Below are 18,197 nucleotides of genomic sequence, written 5' to 3'. Positions count from 1 at the left end.
AAGGAAATTGAGGGGGCTCAAAACAACGCATAGGCCCGCCCAATCACTTGATGGTCGTAGACATAGCCCCAATACCGCGAATCGAAGCTTTTGTCAGTTTGCCCCGTCACCCAATAGGCGGCCAAAGGGATGGTTTCATGGCGTTTGAATTGCGCCACCGGCTTGTTAAGTTTCTTCGCCAGCGGTAAACCATCAATGACCGGTTTGCCGTTGACCGTGGTGTGCTGCGGATCGACGTGGACGGAGTCACCGGTGACCCCGGCGGCGATTTTGACGATCACGTGGCCGTCTTTGAAATACGGCTCCATGCGTTCCGCCCGAAACGCCATCAAATCGCCGCGCCAGATATCCTTGTTATAGGTATCGATCAGATAAACCCACTTGTCCGGCAAACAGCGATCGACCTGATCGTCACCGCCGATCAGAAAGCGCTGACCGATGTAATACTCTACCCCCAACACCAGAATCAAAAGGGGCAAGGCCTTGAGCAGAAAGGGTGCCAACGGCGGTTTAGCGGGTTTGGTAGACTGCTCTCGTTTGTTCATACGCCGGTCCATGCCATTACCTACCCACTTGCCGAACATACACATCTTCGGGGGCCGCAACGACTGCCGTGGCGTCGATGACGAGATACCCGGCATCGCTCAGCTTTTTGGCCTGACTTTGCCAATCGTCGACGATCCTGGCCATGTGTTCTTGACTGGCAATGGGCGGTATCGATTGAATCAGCTTGGCCCGATCCAGCACGAAGACCGGCGTCACCAAATTTAATCGAGCCAGTGGTTGTTGAAGTTGCTGATGCGCTGCCAGCCAGCCGCCGATGCCCCCCAAACAGGCGGCTATTAACACGTTACTGAGCACTAGCAATTTAGTAGCCACGGCTGATCTCCCGTGGCTTGGCTTTCCGGCTTTCGATAAGCTGTTGAATGGCGTCACCCAGACTTAGCCCTTGCCGCCGTAATTGCTTCAGTGCATTGACATCCTCAGGCTTGGTGGAAAAAAGAATGCGTTTAAACGGATCCACGATCAGGCGGCCAATACCGGAACCCATTTCGGTAATGAAGAAGATTTCCGAATACGCACCGGGTAGGGTGTGGACGGTCTTTAATAACTCATAGCCGCCGTCGGACAAGGGCAAACGTCGATCCTGCTTCATGCCTTCGATGACTTCGGCCTTCTGTCCCAACAGATACATGTTGGCCGAGTTCTCGACGATGGCGCGCCCTGCGGCGTTGCGGTATAAATCGTTCACCGACTGGGTAATCGTCACCGCCGCACCGCCGTATTTCCGAAAGCGCCGATAACCGTGCTCCATAAACTTAGCCACATCACCTTCAGTGAGTAAATCCCAGGCTTCGTCAATAATGACGATCTTGGGTCGGTTGCGTTCGCCCAGATACATTTCCTGCTGGATCTGGTAGATCAGTTGCAGTAAGACCACCTGCTGCAGATGCTTGCGACCCTTGAGTTCCTCCAATTCCAGTACGGTAAAGTCACTGGCGAATTTGGCGTTGTTTTTACCATTGAAGTAGCGGCCGTATTCGCCTTGGGTCGTAAACGGAAACAACTGTTCGCCGACATCCTTTAGACGCTGATCGGTTTCGGCGCAGAGCTGCCTCGCAATGTCATCGACCGACATCGCTTGGGCTTTTTCAGTCCACAGCTGTTTGAGGATGCGTTTGAGCCCTGCGGTTTGAAAGTCGGTTAATTTCTCGGTCGGTGCCGCCATTTGACTGACCAAACCGGCTAACATATCGGCTTCTTCCTCGAAGTTCTGCACGATCTCGAACGGGTTCATGCAGATGTTAGAGCCGTGGGTGAATTTGACGAAGTCGCCTTCCAAGACCTCGCAGAGGTTTTCATAGGAGCGGCCGACATCGATGGCCCAGATCTGCGCCCCTTCGGTCAAATAGCTGACAATGATTTCGTTAGTCAGGAAGGATTTGCCTTTACCCGATTCGGCGGCGATGCACAGGTTATAGTTGCCGGTAGTGTCGAATAAGGACACGGCCATGTGTTCGCCATTACGCGACACAAAATTCAGGGTCGGCGTGCCGGTACCGGCCCAGTCGCCGAACAGCGGCAATAACGGAATCGCATGCCGGGTGGCCAGGGTGCGGTAGCGTTTCAAATCGGCAATCGCGGAGCGCTCAGGCCCGAACGGCAAACAGTTCAGGAAAAACGGCAGGCAGAAATACTTATCCTCCAGCAACTGAAAACCAAGCTCCCGGAAATACACCCGGGCATTGGATACGGCGCCTGCTTCTTCGGCTTCGTCACAAAACAACAGCACGCCAAAATAACTGCGAATCGGTCGGTCACCGTCGCCATAGGCTTCGAACAACACATCGAAGTGCTGTTTGCGTTGTACCAACACCGGCAAAAAACGGGCAATCGGCGTGTTGACCTGGTTGGTGATGAACTGCCGCATGCCTTCCTGTTGGGTGCGGGTGGCTTCAGCATCGGGGTAATGCAGGGTCAGACTGAGTAAGGCATTTTGCCGAATGCCGCGGGTGCCGGACAGAATGTCACCCAAATAACTCTTGGCGCTGCCGAAATAAAAATGCTCGGGGGTGCGTTTGGCGGACAAGGTTTTAACCCGTTTGTTGCCCAGCCAAAGCCCTTTTTCATCGGTCTGCAAGGCATTGTCGTAATCTAACAGCTGATCGCGGATCAGTTGAGTAGGATCACATTCGGGGACGACCCGGTCTTTCCAGCCGGCATTGGGATACCAATTCAGGAGCGTATTGAGTACGCGCACATACTGATCGCTAGCCAATACCGCGGGACACAAGCCAATGGTAGACAAGGATTGTTGAGTCGCCAGCTGTAATTCGGTGGCGCGGCGAATCTCGGCTTCACTCGGGCGCGAGTTGGCCATCGGCAATTTCACCGTGACGATGACGTGGCCGCGTCTTAGCCGCGCACCCGAAATCGATTCCGGGGGTTGAGTGGTACCTTGCCGCAGAAAATCGATGCTGGCCTGGGTCATGGTTTTATAGGTCGGCTTTTGCTGCTTCAAACGCCGGGTTTGCATCACGGCCAGCGCTTCTTCGATATCGGGTGACGTCCACAACGAGACTTGTAATAACGTTTCAGTCGGCCAATCCTGATTCAATAACACATTGACCCGAGCTGAAACGCTAGGATCGGCACCGGTCAAGGGCTGACAGATAAAGCCAAAGCCGAGACTGTTGTCTGCCAGCAAAAAGAGATGATGCTCAGCGTCATAGGCCAGGGTAGAAAACAGGTTGTCGGCGCTAGGCAAACGGGAAGAACTCATGTGGCCTCCTGTACATATAAACGGTGCCTGCGATCGGCCTGATCCTGGGTCAATAAACGAATCGTGAAGGGGTAACGGCTCACCCGAACCGCACGATTTTTACGCAACAACTCGCGCGCCCTGGCCGGATGACAGGGATTGAGCGGTTTGCCAGCGGGACATTGCACCTGCACCGTGTGATGATTTAGGCGTCGAACCGGTAAGCGGCGGTTGCCCGCCGCCTTCTCGGTGTTGTCAGGTATGCCGGTACGGTTTGACATATCGCGCCTAAAGAGTGGCCGTGACGATATTGGTGATAATGGTCGGTGCGGCAAATAAGCCCACGCCGCTGGCAACACCGAGCACAAAGCCCATGATGCTGCCACGTACCACGCCGGCCACCAGACCGACAATCACGAATACAATGGCAATGATGCGGCCGAGCAAACCTTCAACCCAGCCGGTCAATAAGGTCCAGACATTGTTGAACTCGGTACCTCCGGTACCGGCCATGGCGTCAGGTGCCAACAGAACAAAAAACAGAGAAACCAAAGTCAGCAAGACTCCGGTTCGATACGATGCTTTCATGGCGAACGCCCTCACAGTTGCTTGAAAAAGACAGTGGCCTGTCCTGTCTCGGACCTAAGGTCCGGCTCAACTTGAAGCTGTCAAACAGCTTCTGAATCGGTTGCCCGCTGCTTGCTCGCCAAGCCCATCAAGGCACGACGGTGAAATTAACTAAGGTTAATGCTGGTCTGCGTTGTCCTTACCGAGAGGGAAGGGGCGTGCCTCGGTATCTAACGGATCACGTGCACTTGGCTTTTCCGGCAGGCGTTGTTCGATTTGCAACGGCAGTAAAGACGGACTCAAGGTCGGCGCGGCTTTGCCGATCAGCCAGCGCCGGGGCTCCAGTTCGGTGTAGACGTAGTTCGAGACCATCAAATCACCTTCGGCATCTTCCCAGGGCGCAATCCAGATGCGCATGACGTGCGAGGGCGTGCGAATCGGCGTGGGGTCGTCGATTTTAGGGACGGGTTGTTGCCGGGGCTGTAGTTCGAGTGCGTGGCTATCATCCTTTATGTTTTCGTCTTGTGCCGTTTCCACCAGAGCCTTATGGGTGACGGCATAGGCTTCAGTCGTCGACAAACAGTGCGGTTGGTCCGGCATGCCTTTGCAACCGTATTGGGTCGCACAACCCGAGCCAATGGCAATGGCCAAGAACAAGATCAGCAAGACGCCACGCGGTAACAATTTCAGCTGTTTCATGGTTTGACCTTCGCTTTTTGAGTATCCGGCGCCGACGAAACGCTGGCCTGTGTTTTGGGTTTATTGGTCAACCAATCGGCTAACAGGTCAGGTGCGCCACTGTGCGTGCGACCATCGGGGGCAATCAGAAACGGCACACCTTTCAAATCGAATAACTTGGCGGTGACGATGGCTTTTTGCAGTGGCTCTTTATTGCAGGAGGTGAGCTGTTCGGTGGCTAAGCCGGTGTAATCCTGCTTTAACAAACGATCACGCACAGCATCTTTGGCGTTGGCAGCACTTGAGCTCATCTGACAGGCTAATTGCACAACGATGTTTTGCGATTCAGGACCTAAGATGGGAATCATCACCAGCTTGAAGGTGTATTGGTCCTGCAAGGCGTCCAGGTCTTTGATCACCTTGCCACAATACGGACAACGGGGGTCGATGAACACCACGACCGATTCCTTGCCATGACCGATGGTGACCGGCCCCAAATCATCGACATTCAGCTTCATGCGCGACAAGTCGATGCGGTTGGCAATGCGGTCGATATCGGCCAGCTCTTTAATCTCTTGTTGGGTCCAGACATCCATCAATTTGCCACCATAAAAGGCAAAACGGCCGTTACTGGACATGAACACGGTTTGCTCACCGATCTTGACCATCTTCAAACCGTTAATCGGCAAATCCTGCATGCCGTCGATTTTGATCGACAACAAACTGGCGGCTATGTCGGAGGCATTGGGCTTAGCTGGAGTTGCAGCCATGACGCCTGAAGTAAACAGCAGTAATGGCAGTAAATACAAACGGTTTAGGTATCGCATCAGATCGCTTCCTGGTCGGTGTAAGAAAATAGGTAAGGCTTCATCACTATCAAGGCCGTAACGGTGTTTAGGTGGGTATTTTGAGTTTCAAAGCCGTGCCTTTCTGCACGATGAAATTGACCTGGCGGGTGGCATCGACTTCGATGACCGGGTAAATCTCTTCGGCCATGTCCATGTAAAAATGCGACAGCCGCTCCATGGCATAACCCGCGCCTTTCAAAGCGCCACCTTCCATCGACTGCGAGGAAAAGGCATTTTGGAAGGGGGTAGTGCCGGATAAACTGCCCAAGCCACCGGTCATCAATACCGGAATCTGGTTACGGCCGAAGGCGTCGGAAAAGCCACGTAAAAAACCCGCCATCATGGCTTGCGCTAATAACGCACCTTGTTTGGACACTACCCGGCCGCGCACGCCGTTTTTACCGTCTTCGCCGGTGGCATAGGCATTCATCGGTACTTCGATGACACCGCCATCTTGACGCACACAGGAAAAGGTCTCACCGCGAAAGTAAGCCCGTTCGGCACTCAAATCGCCAAAGCCCGCGGCCAGCAGAAAACATTCGCGCACATCGGCATGGAAACGGTTGGGCAGAATGGCTTCCTTCTTGATGCGAAACAGCACCGGCATCGGTTCCTTTCGGGCTTTCTTGCCGGTGGGTGCGTCCAGACCATTCAGTAATACCCCGGTTAAAATACTGCCAGCAGGAATAAAGACTTCGCTGTGCTTGGCACTAGCCGCGGCTGTTGTCTTGCCGTCAGGGGGTGCGGCGGCTTTATCAGCTTTGATCACCCTGATCTGCAATCCAGCAGGCGATGCGTTGTTGGGTGCTGAACGTCCGGCCGAGGCGTTTCCACTGCCATAGCTGGGGGGTGGTGTGGCGTGTTCGAAAACGCGGGTCAGATCCTGTTGGTCGAGTGTGGATCGTGGCGCTCTGAATCGGCGTCCATCATCGGTAGCCTTAAGCCCCTCATTACCTTGAGCTGGTAATGTCGGCTTATTTTTCAGCGATTCGACTTCACCGCTGACCGCTTTCAGTTTGGCTTCATAGGCTTCTCGTTCGGCAGTGGTCCATTGTTTGAAACGCAGTTCATCGGATTGCTGTTCGCGCTTTTGCTGTGCTTCGATGGCCGTTAAGCGGCGGGCTTGCTCGTCATTTTTTTGCAGCAAATCGCGCAGCTGTGCGGAAATGCCGTCAATCCCCAAGGAGCGTGGGTCGCTGTCGGTCAAGATATGCTGAATCACCGCCTGTTTGCTGCTGGGCTTGGCGACTTCGGGCGATACCCAGGCCAAGGCAATAATCGTCGCCAGTAACAGGCTGCCGATACTGCCGACCGCCAGATTACGTTTGGCGGTGGGGCTCAGGCCTGACCACCAGGCATTGACGTTGGTCATTAGTGCTGCTCTCCACTCAACAACGAAGGTCTGAGTTCGATCGATGCGTCCGCTGAACGCCGGATCGCGACATACAGTTCGGTGGCTTCGTTTTGGCCTAATACGACTTTGGGCCAAGCAGCGACGGCCAATACCTCGGTTTGCGTGGTGGCACAGGCGCGTTCGTCGAGTTCGATGGGCGCCAGGCCGTCATTACGAGCTAGACCGACCAGAATCAGCATGTCCTGGCCTTCTAGCACCTGGCCGGTGTTAATCTGTAGGGCGTCTTGCAGGCACCGAAGTTGCTCAGTCTGTAATGGATTACGTAGCGAAAAACCCGGCGGCGTGTGTTGCAAGCCGAGCTCGCGGAACAATTTTTTCAGCTGGGCAATGTAGGCTTGTTCTTGATCACCCACACTTTCTCTTGATGCGTGAGCTTGCTGTTGGACTTTCGTCAGCAGTTTATAACTGTCTTTATCCAGGCTCAGGTGAATTTCCCGCGCCGGAATCCGCTTGGGGATCAAGGTCAGCGATAAGGCAATGTCGTGGTTGTCGCCGGGCGTGATATATAACGTCACCGGTGTTTCGTCGGCTGTTGCCACATAAACAATCTTGCCTTGGGTGCTGGTCGTGGCCTGACTGGTGGTGGTCACCACCGGATGGTCGAAGGGCGTAATCAAACGATTCAAATGCCCGACAGCAATCGGCATCAGTTCGTTGATGCCGGGTTTGATTTGGATATGCTGTGGGGCCACCGAGTTGGTTGAAGTCGCTGTTGCCTTAAGCGGCCGTTGAGCCGCTTTCAAGACACTGGCAGCCACCGGGGGTAGCTCAATACCGAAATCCTGCGTGTCTTGTGTGACGGAATAAGGAGCTGCTGGCAATCGCTCGGACTCAGCACTCAGCGGTGGTAATACGGTGAGCGGTAATTCCTCGGCAGATAAGGCGCTGCTGATGGCCATCAGGACAGGAAGTAGACGAAGTACTTTGTTCATGGCTATTTTCCTGCTGGCTGCGCGGGCCGGGCTTTCAAACGTTCCAGGGTTCTGGGCGCCTCGGGATAGACATCGATAAACTCCAGCCTGGGCCGATAGTTCTTGATGGCGATAATGAATTCGTAGGTGCGCGGCTTGATGTCGGGTTTGGAACTGGGGCCTTGGCTTTTCAGTTCGCCGCTGACGAAGACCTTATTAGTCTCGGCTTCGTAATCGACGTGACGCGGGGTAAAACTGATCGCCACGCGATCCATTTTGATCGCCTTGATCTGATCGGTCATGGCATCCAGCACCGTGCGATAAATGTCCGGCGCCAATAAGGGTTCGATGGCGACTTTCAGGAAATCGGCATTGGCGGGCGTGGTATTGCCCAGCAGTTCCGCCAGAAACAAGCCCCAGGACTCTTTAAACTCAATGGAAGCCGCGCTGCGGGTGACTTCGACTTCCTGGTTCAAGGTAGGTGGCACTAAAATGATACTGCGCTCGGTGCGCCAGGCGGCCAATGAAGTAATCACACAAATCACCAGCAAACCGATGATAATCACCCGGCTGAAACGGTTCTCCGTTTCATGGCCATCCCAGGTCTGTAGAAAGTCGGCTAACCTCATGGCAGGAACCGGCAGATATAAGGGTTGGGAATGGTCTGCGCGCGACTGGGCAATAACCCTAACCAATACAACGCATGCAAGGTATAGCCATCGGGGCGGTTATCGCGAAACCGGCGATAAAACTTCACGGCGATAAACCCCATCGCCAGCGCTGGCAAGAAATGATCGATCAACATGCCGGTCAGCATGCAGACCATGAACGGCACAATCTCATCCGCACTCCACAGCAGAATGTGAATCGGATCGTCGATGGTTTGAGGGATGGCAACGGGTTCCATAATGACCTCCGGTTGGGATGGTCATTATTGTGGCGAGAATTTTGGCGAGGTAGCCTGCAATAAATGGCTAATTCGCAATTTATTGCAGGAGGGTTCGATTTTTTTACAAGGTCTTGCTTCAGCTGGGCGGCAGTCAGTCAAACCCATAGGCACTGAATGTTTTCCAATGCCCGCAAACGCTCTGAAATTTAAGGGCGACATTTAACAGCTTGGCAGTGTCGTGCCGACAACAAGGGCGTTTTTGAGTAAATCGCTTGCTGCGGGATATTGCCCAACCAAGTACAGCTGACTGAATACAGATCAACTATCATAAAGAAAGCAGACGTTCAGTTGTCGCGTAATTTAGGTAATATTATCGTACGCTAACGACCCAAAGCGGTCAGCCAATTTATTCTGTGAATCCGATCATGCGATCTCAATAATCGAAAAGCGGACATTCGTTGATAAGGATCGATAAATGCTTCGCTATGACATAGTACATATAGCCATGCCGCTACAACCGCAAATGCCTGCGCACTTCGCAAAATATCATCCAACCTACAAACAAAACGGTACAGATCAGAGATTTTGACCCGCGCTGGCAATGCCTTGATAGGTTTAAACTTATAACTTGAATCCAAGCTTGTTAATCTAGCCCAATTCATTGAAATTCAGCGGAAGTGAGGCAATTATGCAAGAGATCATGGCTCACCCAATCGGTGAAAGCTTTGATTCCGGTAGTCGATCCGGTTGCGGTTGAGACCTTCGGGGGACGTATTCATGACGAATGGAATCCGCAAGCGGCGGTGACACCGCTAGGTCAGTTGTAGTTTTTTAATGATTACATCCATGTCAGTGACTTGTTTGACGAATGGGTATACAACTGTCCGTTACAGTATACGAGCCCAAATGCGCCAACCAAAATTGATGTTTTGGTAAGGTGTTCTTGTCGGTGCTCTCCGGTCATCAGCGTTATGCACACAACAATGCCTTGCTCGGCGCTGGCGTCAATCCGGGATTGTTGGGAATGAGCAAGGTGGTTAGCGAAGACTCGGTACGACGCAGTTTCAGCAAACTACCAGAAGAAGCTAGTATTGCCTGGTTGCAAGAAAGTCTCGAACGAGTATATGCGCCGGTATTAAGCGATCCATGGATTTTTGATGCGGATGCCACGATTATGACGGCTTACGGCGAGCCGGAAGTTGCGGAAGTCGGTTACAACCCGCATAAGCCGAGCCGCCCATCGCACACCTACCATACCTATATGGTCGCCATATCTGCACTTGATTTTGGAAGTGGAAGTCCGGAGCGGTAAACGGGTGGCTTCCAAACACAGCGCACCGGCTTATGGGCATTACTGCCGCGCGAGCATTGGCCGGCGTTGATTCGCAGCGATCGTGACTGGAGAACTGAAACCAACATGCGTGAAGCAGAGTAGAGGGAAGTGCCCTATTTATACAAGCTTCGCTTGACTAAAGGGACACGGACCCTCTTCGATCGACTCATGCGTGGTTGTGACTGGTTGGCTGCCGGGCAAGGTTGGCAAGGCGCTGAATCTAACTTGCAGTTCAGAGGTTGGATCCGCGTCCGCCGCGCTGTCGTTTCAAGCGACGTATCAAAAAAGACTTGGCGGTGGTAAGCCGACCGCAAGACGCCCCCCAACAACTCAGCTTTGCCGAACTGAGCGATCAGGAAGACGTTTACGAGTACAGGGTACTTGATCACCTCGTTAGCTCACGAAATCTTGAGCGTCGGCCTGTTATACCGCGACCGCGCAGCTGCTGAAAACAACTTCGACGAGTTGAAAAACCACTGGGGCTGGGGCGGTTTCACAACCCACGACCAGAAGTGTTGCCGCTCTATGACTAGGATTACTGCGCTGATTTGTAACTGGTGGAGCTTATTCGTTCGACTGGTCAACCCGAATCAACATACCGAAGCGATCAACAGCCGCCCGTTGATGCTTTACGCGATCGGCAAACAGACACGTCATGCCGGTCAAAACCGCTTGACCATTATCAACAAGCACGCCGAGGCCGAAAAAGTCGAACAACACTATCGCAGGATCGCCGCGTTCTTCAAAGCGCTTCGGTTAACTGCGGGGCAGTTGACCTCGATCCAGCACTGATACCGAATCTTGAGTTTGGAACTGGTCAAGTACATCAAAGGACGCCAACTGTAACCACCGAATTGCCTGCCAGCGCCTGCATAGGAGATTCAACAGCTCTTTTTAGGATGATAAATAGTAAATTAACCCCGCATAGCCGGGGGTTACCTTTGATTAATTAAATTGGATTAGAATTTGATTCAAAATAACTTCCCGTATTACCACAGCACAACAATTTCATTGCATGCTTTGGCTTTGCGCTGCACGAACGGATTGCTGAGTGACATTGCGGTCTTGGGAAGTTATTTTTGGCGAAAATTCTTACTCTTTGACCCTTATCAAATCATGACAGCCTTTGCAGGACTCGCTAAGCTTGCCGAATTGATCCTTGATGATGTTGATATCGCCTGTTGCAGCGCCTTTGGCCAACTCGTTGGCGGCCAGATTAAACTTTTCGGCAACCACTTTGACCTCGTCTTGCTTTTCAAAAAACTCGGGCTTCAGGCGCGTTTGTTTCCAGCCAATACCTTGGTCGGTACCCGGCCCATAGAGCTCACCCAAACCGGAATTGGCAGCCGCCGCAATCGCATTAGCGGCGGCAATCACCCGGTCTTTATCGAAATTTTCAGGATTATCCACCACTTGCTTTTTGATTTTCGCAGCATTCCAGCCAATGAACGAATAGGCTGATTGTCTGAATCTGATCTGCTCCTCTGTAGGTCCCGCTGTTGCGGCCAAGGTGGTTGCCGTTAATACGGATGCCAGGATTAATTTTGTTTTCATACGTTAAATTCCTCGACGGATAATAGTTATAAATTTAAAAACTGGGTTTTATTTGTGCGGTTTGGTAGTGGTTTTCGGTATCGTCCAAATAATTTGAGCCGTACCATACGCCCCAGGTCAAAGAGCCCGAAAGCAATACTGAAACGATCAATCGCAGGATTCCCGCCTTGTACGCGAGCGTTTCTATCGATTTATGAACTTCTTTCTTTCCAGTCAACATGGGCCTTACCAGATTGGTTTTTTTGACCCAGCGATAAAAAACAATCGCAACAACGTGTAACACCAATAACGCCAAAAGCGCATTGAAAGATTGGCTGTGAAATCCGGTGAGTCTATCGCTCAGTGATTTATCCACCAGGGGGTATAACGGGCCTTCAAAGCCGATATCATCATTGGCAAACAATCCGGTCAGCACTTGTGCTGTCATGACGGCCAACAATGCAAAAACCGACAAGGCGCCCAATGGATTATGACCAATCCCTTGCCAGCGGCCCCTTAGATAAGCCGTCAGTCGTGTATAAGTCGGGAAAAAAGTTACAAAACGCGCATGGGTAGAACCGACAAAACCCCACACTATGCGAAATACCAACAAAGCCAGTATCAAGGCGCCAATGCGGCCATGCCAATCAATCCAGGAACCACCGATTTTTGCGGTAACATACGCTGCCGTTACCGCCACAACCAATGACCAATGAAACAATCTGAGGGGCAAATCCCATACATGAACAGTAACTTTCATTGTCATTCACCGATTAACTGGCGTACTTGACTGTACAGCCATAAGGTTTAGTGCTGGATTGGGACACTTTTTTACCCGCGGCCAATTCGTCAAATGCGGCGCTGATATAGTTTTGCGCTTTGGCGATGTCAGCCTGATCCGCAGAAGCGATACTGTCGATACCTCCCTTGTAAACCAAGATGCCTTCAGGATCGATGATAAACAACTGCGGTGTATTCGTTGCACCATAGAGCTTGCCGATTGTTCCATCATGATCGAACAGCGTATTGGCCGGTGTTGCTCCACGTTCGTCATTCAGTTTCTGGGCCGTTGGGCCATCGAGATGGCCTTGTTTACCCGGCGCCGATGAAATGACTTGTATCCAGACATAGCCTTTATCGGCGGCTATTTTTTGCAGTTTCGGGATATTACCGCTTTGATAATGTTTAACTACAAAAGGGCACTCGTGATTAGTCCATTCCAGGACTACGGTTTTACCGCGCAAATCGGCAAGATTAATCTTGCTGCCATTGGCAGACTCAGCACCTGAAAATAAAGGCGCGGGCTTATCTACAAGCGGTTCGGCATTAAGCGACGTGCAGACAAAAGCTAAAACGACACTCAAGAAAGCCAGAAGTGAAAATCGATTTGAATTCATGTTGAACTCCATCAAAAAATGAACAGTTTGGGTAGGGGGAGTTAACTTCGCCCTGGGTTAAATAACTTCAAGATAAGTGACAACTAAACCATGGTGAACTCCTCGTTTGGTATGCTTTGATTAACTAAGACAAAAATCATTAAAAAATCAGCATTGACACAAGTGAACTGCTGAATAAAAAGCCGCCAATCAACTGGGCTCGCTTGGTCAAAGGTAAAGATGACCAGGCTTCAACAGCATCTTTTTTCTTTGACTGCCACCAGTTCGGGAAGCTGATTTTGGCAACTCGGAGTATGACGGTCGTCCAACGCCATAGACGGTAAAAAATGCATGTAAACAACATCAACATCAGATAGAAGACGATGACCTGGGTCGTGTGATGACTCGTCTCGAAAAAATGATGAACCAGTTCATCCAACAAAAATTCAAGTAATTCATAAATATGAATCACTATCCACATTAATCCGTGGGTGACTTCCAGCGGTGCCAAAAGAATGAAGAAAATCCCCATGAAAGTAGCTAGTTTTTTTCTTTGAAGTTCTCTTGACATAAGTGTTTACCGTTTGAAAATTACCCGTCTATTTATTCCTTGAAGGTATCTGTTAACTTGTCTATACAAAAAAAGCAGGAACTTGATCCTTCCTAATTCCTGCTGAAGCTGATCCTTCAGATACGAGGTGGGAAACTGTCATGACAACTCTTACAGGTCTAGCCGATTCCCTCAAACTGGGACTTGATCACACCGACTCCCCCTCTCGTCGTTGCTTTATCCAGTTCGCTCGTTTCCTTCAAAAGGAAAATAAATCCGTTTGTATCCTCCTGAAACTAATATTACTTTTTGACACCTCTCGCTATCGGGTAACCCGTCAGTCAGTCAATGAAGAAAAATCAGACACAGCACGGATTACGATATCCGGCGTCAATATCTGAGGTAAAACGACCGGTTTCGTCGACGATCCTCCCGGATAAAAGATATAAAGCGGTACGCCACTGCGGCCGAATTCAGAGAGCATTTGGGTAATCCCGGGATCTCTGTTGGTCCAATCCCCTTTAAGGTAGGTGATGCCGATCCGCTTAAAGGTGTCGAGGACAGAGGTTTGACTGAGCGCTACTTTTTCATTAACCAAACAACTGATACACCAGGCGGCGGTGAAATTAATGAATACGGGTTTTTCCGAAGTCAATAATTGCGCCAGTCGTTCACTCGAATAGGGCTCCCAGTTCCTTTCATTTGTATCAGCCAATGAAGCTGAAGATGAGGGCACAGGTTTGTTTTTAATGCCAAGATAACTACCGGACACTGATATCAACAGAAATACAATGGCTATAGTTGTCCCGGTAAACCGTGTGCTCTTGCTGCCATATTTGGTGCTTTCATAGGCCCACGCAGCGATAGCCAGAGCAATCATGCCGCCCAATCCGATAATCACGGCATCAGGTCCAATCTGTTGAGTCAGCACCCATACCAACCAAACAGCAGCGCCGTACATCGGAAAAGCCAATCCCTGCTTTAAGCGGACCATCCAGGCACCGGGTTTAGGCAATAGCTTCTGTAAAGAAGGCCATACGCACAGCAGTAAATAGGGTAATGCGAGACCCAGACCCAAGCTGAGCAATACAAACATCAGTAATGCAGGCGGTTGGGAAATAGCAAAACCTAATGCCGCCCCCATAAAAGGAGCCGTGCAAGGGGTGGCAACCAACGTAGCAAGTACACCGGTAAAAAAACTGCCGGTATAACCGGGACGTTCACTCAACGAGTTACCAATCCCTGCAACCGAACCACCGATTGAAAACAGGCCTGATAAATTAAGACCGACAGCAAACATCAGGTAAGCCATTGCCAGAACAAATAAGGGTGATTGAAACTGGAATCCCCAGCCGATTTGAGAGCCGCTCAATTTTAATATGATCAGCACGCCGCCAAGCAGCGCAAAGCTGACCAGGATGCCCAGCGTATAGGCCAATCCATGCAAGCGCGTTGTCAATGGGTCCTCATTCGCCTGTTTGATCAGTGACAATGCCTTAATGGAAAGTACTGGAAAAACACAAGGCATCAGATTAAGTATTACGCCGCCTAAAAAGGCCAACAGCAAAGCGGTCGAAAGTACAATGTCAGGGGTATGTGCCACCGGTAGTTTTGCTTTTAAAGCACCCGGCAATAACGTAACGTCGATCGTATAGCCTCGAGTGACCAAGCCTTCAGAATTTTCTTCGGTGATCGTCAAAACGCCTTTCAGATGATCATTCTCACCCAGTTTTAGATCTCCGGGCTTAAGTCGTAATTCAATCGCATCGCCTGCAAAAGAAAAGGGTTGCTCAGCACCATGAGAGACACCTCCCCATTCAGCCGGATAAAACCAGATGTCTTTGATAGCTCCTGGTTGCAGGCCGCTACCATTGATTTGCAGGATAAGATGCTCATCTGACGGCAGGACACTGATCGGCCACGGATTTGGCACAGGCAAGCGAATCAGGGCTTGTTCAATCAACGGATGACGGGTGTTGATGTTTTGTTCCAGCATTACGACGGGTAAATCCAGCGATAACTCGGCTTGTTGAGGAATGCATATTTCCTCACAAACCAGCCACTTTACTTTGGCTTTGACAGGAAATACGCCCCCAATTACGGTGTCTTTGGGGACTTTGATAGCCGTCAGCAACGTGACTTCGTTCTCATACCCGTAATTGGTTACCGGCCCCAGACTGATACGACTTGGCGTGGGCCATTGAATTTCGCCGACTGTTGCGCCATCCGGTACTTCATAATCGATGGTGGTTGCCAGTCCTGAATCGCCTGGGTTTTTCCAGTACGTGTGCCAGTGCGGGATAATGCGCTGGTGAATCCCGAGCAAGATGACATCCCCCGGATGGACGGCATCGGCCGATGCGATCAGTTGAACCTTGACTTGCTCGGTTGTTGCTTCGAATGAACCCGCTTGAACATTAACAGAGATTAAAGCCGTCACTAGGGATGCAAACAGCAGCATGAATCGGCTTGGGAGTGCGATACCGTTCGTTCCCGATCCTTCAACATGGCTCATTGGCTGTGGTCTGCTCCTTATTCCTTCTTCTGGCGTTTTCATGATTTTGGGCAAATGAATGATCATTGGTATTTAGCCGTAAAAGTTCTGCCTGCTTCAGGCTTTGGGTCATCTTTAACGAGTGTGAGTCCGTTCACTAAAAGTGCAATTACAATCAGGATTAATCCGATCAGGGTTCTGTTCATAAGGCTGCCCCAGCTTTTGGGTGTATGTGGGCCACTTGGCTTCACCTTCTCTAATATGAGCCAGACCATTAAAATAAAAAGAACGTCCCTGTTCTGTTTTATCTCAGGCCACCGTGTCGTGGGTACACGACAGCCAAAGCTCTTTACAGTTAATTCAAATGGCTGGACAAAAATGCTAGGGTTCGTTCCCACGCCAGTTTGGCGGCAGCCTCGTCATAGCGCGGCGTGGTGTCGTTGTTGAAACCGTGTTGCACGCCTTCATAAACATAAGCCTGGTAGTTGACGCCTGCGGCTTTCAATGCTGCTTTATAAGCCGGCCAGCCAGCATTGATGCGCTCATCCTCGGAGGCGTAATGCAGTAACAGCGGGGCTTTGATTTTTGCGGTTTCTTCGGTCGTAGGCTGACTACCGTAAAATGGCACTGCGGCGGCCAGATCGGGTATTTTTGTGGCCAGAAAGTTGGCTATTCCTCCGCCGTAGCAAAAACCTATCGCACCCACTTTTCCGTTGCCTTCCGGCAGGTTTTTCAACACGGCCGCGGCAGCCAGAAAATCATTGCGCGTTTTGGTTTGGTCCAGCGTGGCGAATAGCTCTCTCGCCTTGTCTTCATCGCCGGGATAACCGCCCAACGGAAACAACGCGTCCGGCGCAAAGGCAATGAAATTATCCAGGGCTAATCGACGGGTAATGTCCTCTATATGCGGATTGAGGCCCCTGTTCTCATGGATCACCAGCACCGTGGGCAGCTTTCCCGAATAGTGGGCGGGTTTGACCAAATAGCCGCGAAGCTTGCCATAACCGTCAGGTGACGGAAATTCAAGATATTGCGCCGTTATTCGGGCATCGGTGGCTGGAATTTGCTGAGCTTCGGCAAACTTTGGGCTCAATGCCTCGAGCAGAATTTCCGCACTCAGTCCGGCCGCTGCAAATTTCGCGGCCGAGGTTAAAAACCTGCGACGGGATATTTGGCCATGCACATATCGGTCGAACAGTTTCAATACTTGCGGGTCGAAATCTTTTGCAGTTTTACGCGTCATCGTTTCACCATGAATGTATTGTTTGTGATCATCGGGTTAACGTCGGTATAACCCGATGATGGACTGAAAAATCATTTACTTGGCGCGTCCACGGTAACCCGCAGTCAACACCGGAATACGATAAGCAGCGCCTCGGCCCACGACATAAAGGGTTTTCTTGTCGGCTCCGGCAAAAGCCAGATTCTGCGGTTTTAGCGGGATGGGGATGACACCCAATGCGTCCCCCTTGGCACTGAATACTTCGATTCCGGCATTGGATGCGACATATAAACGGTCTTCATCATCGACAGCCAGGCCATCAGCACCGCTAGTCCAGCCGGTTTCGCCGTCTTTCCAGCCTGCCAGCTTGGCAAAGTTTCGTTTGTTAGTGATGGAACCATCGGCTGCAATGTCATACGCTAAAATATGCTCGCCTTGTGTGTTTGCCACATACAGAACCGTTTCGTCTTTATTGAGCTGGATGCCGTTGGGGCGGTCGATGTCGTTAGCCAGTCGTTTCAGTTCACCTGCAGGCGAAATATGGAAAACCCCGGGTTTTGATGTCGGCGGATTGGGATTCTCTGGCGTCACTCGGGTCCCGCTGTCGGTAAAATAGAGGCTTCCGCTTTTATGCAGCACTAAATCGTTCGGACGTTGAAATGTCTCACCGTCATACTTTTCAGCCAGCGTTTTTTCTTTGTTCTTGGGATACAGGATGCCTACCTTGGGCTTCAAAACCTGCACGGCAATCAAATCACCCTCGGCATTAAATGCCAGTCCGTTGGCGCCGTTCGATTTTTCCAGGAAGGTCGATACTTTGTTGTCTGGCGCGATTCGTACGATTCTTTCTGCATTGGTTTCGGTAAACAGCAGGCTGCCGTCCGGATGCGCTATCGGACCTTCGGTACCGTTAAACCCGTCTTTAATCAATTCGACGACAACGCCGCCCGGAACGACGCCGGGAATTGGCGGGGTCACCGGGTCTGCGGCTTGTCCGGCCGAGACGGCCGATATTGAAACGATTAGGGCCTGAACCCCTTTATAAAGCAATTTTTTATATAACATTTTGTTTCTCCAAATCTTTATCAATTCATTTAGTTACTTGGGGCTTCGCCAAAAC

Annotated in this window: 20 protein-coding genes; 2 read left to right on the top strand and 18 right to left on the bottom strand. The window is 51.1% G+C overall.

Going from position 1 to position 18,197, the window contains the following annotated elements; translation table 11 throughout:
- Positions 1 to 17 precede the first annotated feature (17 nt).
- The 11 genes from lepB to traL form a co-directional block, all read right to left on the bottom strand.
- On the bottom strand, positions 18 to 557 hold the full coding sequence (gene lepB / locus GO003_RS08960; RefSeq protein ID WP_231088904.1) for a signal peptidase I: 540 nt from the start codon (positions 555 to 557) through the stop codon (positions 18 to 20).
- Between the two features lie 4 nt (positions 558 to 561).
- Positions 562 to 879 (bottom strand): hypothetical protein, encoded by a 318-nt coding sequence (locus tag GO003_RS08955; protein ID WP_159659371.1) that lies wholly within the window; start codon positions 877 to 879, stop codon positions 562 to 564.
- Positions 869 to 3,283 (bottom strand): type IV secretion system protein TraC, encoded by a 2,415-nt coding sequence (gene traC / locus GO003_RS08950; protein WP_159659370.1) that lies wholly within the window; start codon positions 3,281 to 3,283, stop codon positions 869 to 871. The genes GO003_RS08955 and traC overlap by 11 nt, the downstream gene beginning before the upstream one ends.
- A complete protein-coding gene (locus GO003_RS08945) occupies positions 3,280 to 3,543 on the bottom strand; it encodes an RRXRR domain-containing protein (RefSeq protein WP_159659369.1) in 264 nt (87 codons plus the stop codon). The genes traC and GO003_RS08945 overlap by 4 nt, the downstream gene beginning before the upstream one ends.
- Positions 3,544 to 3,550: 7 nt before the next feature.
- Positions 3,551 to 3,850: a TraA family conjugative transfer protein gene (gene traA, locus GO003_RS08940; protein ID WP_159659368.1), complete on the bottom strand. Its 300-nt coding sequence runs from the start codon at positions 3,848 to 3,850 to the stop codon at positions 3,551 to 3,553.
- 156 nt (positions 3,851 to 4,006) lie between these two features.
- A complete protein-coding gene (locus tag GO003_RS08935; RefSeq protein WP_159659367.1) occupies positions 4,007 to 4,528 on the bottom strand; it encodes a TraV family lipoprotein in 522 nt (173 codons plus the stop codon).
- Complete coding sequence (locus GO003_RS08930; protein ID WP_231088902.1) at positions 4,525 to 5,334, bottom strand: DsbC family protein; 810 nt, start codon at positions 5,332 to 5,334, stop codon at positions 4,525 to 4,527. The genes GO003_RS08935 and GO003_RS08930 overlap by 4 nt, the downstream gene beginning before the upstream one ends.
- A 67-nt stretch (positions 5,335 to 5,401) precedes the next feature.
- Entirely contained in the window at positions 5,402 to 6,727 is a 1,326-nt protein-coding gene (locus GO003_RS08925) for a TraB/VirB10 family protein (protein WP_159659366.1), read from the bottom strand.
- Entirely contained in the window at positions 6,727 to 7,701 is a 975-nt protein-coding gene (locus GO003_RS08920; RefSeq protein ID WP_159659365.1) for a TraK domain-containing protein, read from the bottom strand. The genes GO003_RS08925 and GO003_RS08920 overlap by 1 nt, the downstream gene beginning before the upstream one ends.
- Before the next feature lie 2 nt (positions 7,702 to 7,703).
- Positions 7,704 to 8,309, bottom strand: a complete 606-nt coding sequence (locus tag GO003_RS08915) for a TraE/TraK family type IV conjugative transfer system protein (protein WP_159659364.1) — start codon at positions 8,307 to 8,309, stop codon at positions 7,704 to 7,706.
- Positions 8,306 to 8,587, bottom strand: a complete 282-nt coding sequence (gene traL / locus GO003_RS08910; protein ID WP_159659363.1) for a type IV conjugative transfer system protein TraL — start codon at positions 8,585 to 8,587, stop codon at positions 8,306 to 8,308. Before traL ends, GO003_RS08915 begins: the two co-directional genes overlap by 4 nt.
- Positions 8,588 to 9,512: 925 nt before the next feature.
- Between traL and GO003_RS08905 the strand changes: the two genes are divergently transcribed.
- Positions 9,513 to 9,881, top strand: a complete 369-nt coding sequence (locus tag GO003_RS08905; RefSeq protein WP_159659362.1) for a hypothetical protein — start codon at positions 9,513 to 9,515, stop codon at positions 9,879 to 9,881.
- Between the two features lie 402 nt (positions 9,882 to 10,283).
- Entirely contained in the window at positions 10,284 to 10,694 is a 411-nt protein-coding gene (locus GO003_RS08900; RefSeq protein ID WP_159659361.1) for a hypothetical protein, read from the top strand.
- A 300-nt stretch (positions 10,695 to 10,994) separates the two neighbouring features.
- Here the strand turns inward: GO003_RS08900 and GO003_RS08895 are convergent, their stop codons facing one another.
- The 7 genes from GO003_RS08895 to GO003_RS08865 form a co-directional block, all read right to left on the bottom strand.
- Positions 10,995 to 11,456 carry a cytochrome c gene (locus GO003_RS08895; RefSeq protein WP_159659360.1) on the bottom strand — a complete coding sequence of 154 codons (462 nt, stop codon included), beginning with the start codon at positions 11,454 to 11,456 and terminating at the stop codon, positions 10,995 to 10,997.
- A 34-nt stretch (positions 11,457 to 11,490) separates the two neighbouring features.
- Entirely contained in the window at positions 11,491 to 12,195 is a 705-nt protein-coding gene (locus GO003_RS08890) for a cytochrome b/b6 domain-containing protein (protein ID WP_206444825.1), read from the bottom strand.
- 13 nt (positions 12,196 to 12,208) lie between these two features.
- Positions 12,209 to 12,832: a redoxin domain-containing protein gene (locus GO003_RS08885; protein ID WP_159659358.1), complete on the bottom strand. Its 624-nt coding sequence runs from the start codon at positions 12,830 to 12,832 to the stop codon at positions 12,209 to 12,211.
- A 139-nt stretch (positions 12,833 to 12,971) separates the two neighbouring features.
- A complete protein-coding gene (locus GO003_RS08880) occupies positions 12,972 to 13,382 on the bottom strand; it encodes a hypothetical protein (RefSeq protein ID WP_159659357.1) in 411 nt (136 codons plus the stop codon).
- Between the two features lie 316 nt (positions 13,383 to 13,698).
- Complete coding sequence (locus GO003_RS08875; RefSeq protein ID WP_231088899.1) at positions 13,699 to 15,876, bottom strand: protein-disulfide reductase DsbD family protein; 2,178 nt, start codon at positions 15,874 to 15,876, stop codon at positions 13,699 to 13,701.
- Between the two features lie 334 nt (positions 15,877 to 16,210).
- Positions 16,211 to 17,098, bottom strand: a complete 888-nt coding sequence (locus GO003_RS08870) for a dienelactone hydrolase family protein (RefSeq protein WP_159659356.1) — start codon at positions 17,096 to 17,098, stop codon at positions 16,211 to 16,213.
- A gap of 75 nt (positions 17,099 to 17,173) precedes the next feature.
- Positions 17,174 to 18,142, bottom strand: coding sequence for an SMP-30/gluconolactonase/LRE family protein (locus GO003_RS08865; RefSeq protein WP_159659355.1), 969 nt, complete (start codon positions 18,140 to 18,142; stop codon positions 17,174 to 17,176).
- Positions 18,143 to 18,197 lie beyond the last annotated feature (55 nt).

The sequence above is a fragment of the Methylicorpusculum oleiharenae genome (assembly GCF_009828925.2).
GTDB lineage: Bacteria > Pseudomonadota > Gammaproteobacteria > Methylococcales > Methylomonadaceae > Methylicorpusculum > Methylicorpusculum oleiharenae.
The sequence above is the reverse complement of the archived record's forward strand: the minus strand, read 5'-3'. Positions and strand labels throughout refer to the sequence as shown.

Bases quoted from the DNA above. Each gene is read 5' to 3' on its own strand.
- lepB (WP_231088904.1), bottom strand. From the start codon at position 557: ATGGACCGGCGTATGAACAAACGAGAGCAGTCTACCAAACCCGCTAAA.
- traC (WP_159659370.1), bottom strand. From the start codon at position 3,283: ATGAGTTCTTCCCGTTTGCCTAGCGCCGACAACCTGTTTTCTACCCTG.
- GO003_RS08945 (WP_159659369.1), bottom strand. From the start codon at position 3,543: ATGTCAAACCGTACCGGCATACCTGACAACACCGAGAAGGCGGCGGGC.
- traA (WP_159659368.1), bottom strand. From the start codon at position 3,850: ATGAAAGCATCGTATCGAACCGGAGTCTTGCTGACTTTGGTTTCTCTG.
- GO003_RS08935 (WP_159659367.1), bottom strand. From the start codon at position 4,528: ATGAAACAGCTGAAATTGTTACCGCGTGGCGTCTTGCTGATCTTGTTC.
- GO003_RS08930 (WP_231088902.1), bottom strand. From the start codon at position 5,334: ATGCGATACCTAAACCGTTTGTATTTACTGCCATTACTGCTGTTTACT.
- GO003_RS08925 (WP_159659366.1), bottom strand. From the start codon at position 6,727: ATGACCAACGTCAATGCCTGGTGGTCAGGCCTGAGCCCCACCGCCAAA.
- GO003_RS08920 (WP_159659365.1), bottom strand. From the start codon at position 7,701: ATGAACAAAGTACTTCGTCTACTTCCTGTCCTGATGGCCATCAGCAGC.
- GO003_RS08915 (WP_159659364.1), bottom strand. From the start codon at position 8,309: ATGAGGTTAGCCGACTTTCTACAGACCTGGGATGGCCATGAAACGGAG.
- traL (WP_159659363.1), bottom strand. From the start codon at position 8,587: ATGGAACCCGTTGCCATCCCTCAAACCATCGACGATCCGATTCACATT.
- GO003_RS08895 (WP_159659360.1), bottom strand. From the start codon at position 11,456: ATGAAAACAAAATTAATCCTGGCATCCGTATTAACGGCAACCACCTTG.
- GO003_RS08890 (WP_206444825.1), bottom strand. From the start codon at position 12,195: ATGAAAGTTACTGTTCATGTATGGGATTTGCCCCTCAGATTGTTTCAT.
- GO003_RS08885 (WP_159659358.1), bottom strand. From the start codon at position 12,832: ATGAATTCAAATCGATTTTCACTTCTGGCTTTCTTGAGTGTCGTTTTA.
- GO003_RS08880 (WP_159659357.1), bottom strand. From the start codon at position 13,382: ATGTCAAGAGAACTTCAAAGAAAAAAACTAGCTACTTTCATGGGGATT.
- GO003_RS08875 (WP_231088899.1), bottom strand. From the start codon at position 15,876: ATGAGCCATGTTGAAGGATCGGGAACGAACGGTATCGCACTCCCAAGC.
- GO003_RS08870 (WP_159659356.1), bottom strand. From the start codon at position 17,098: ATGACGCGTAAAACTGCAAAAGATTTCGACCCGCAAGTATTGAAACTG.
- GO003_RS08865 (WP_159659355.1), bottom strand. From the start codon at position 18,142: ATGTTATATAAAAAATTGCTTTATAAAGGGGTTCAGGCCCTAATCGTT.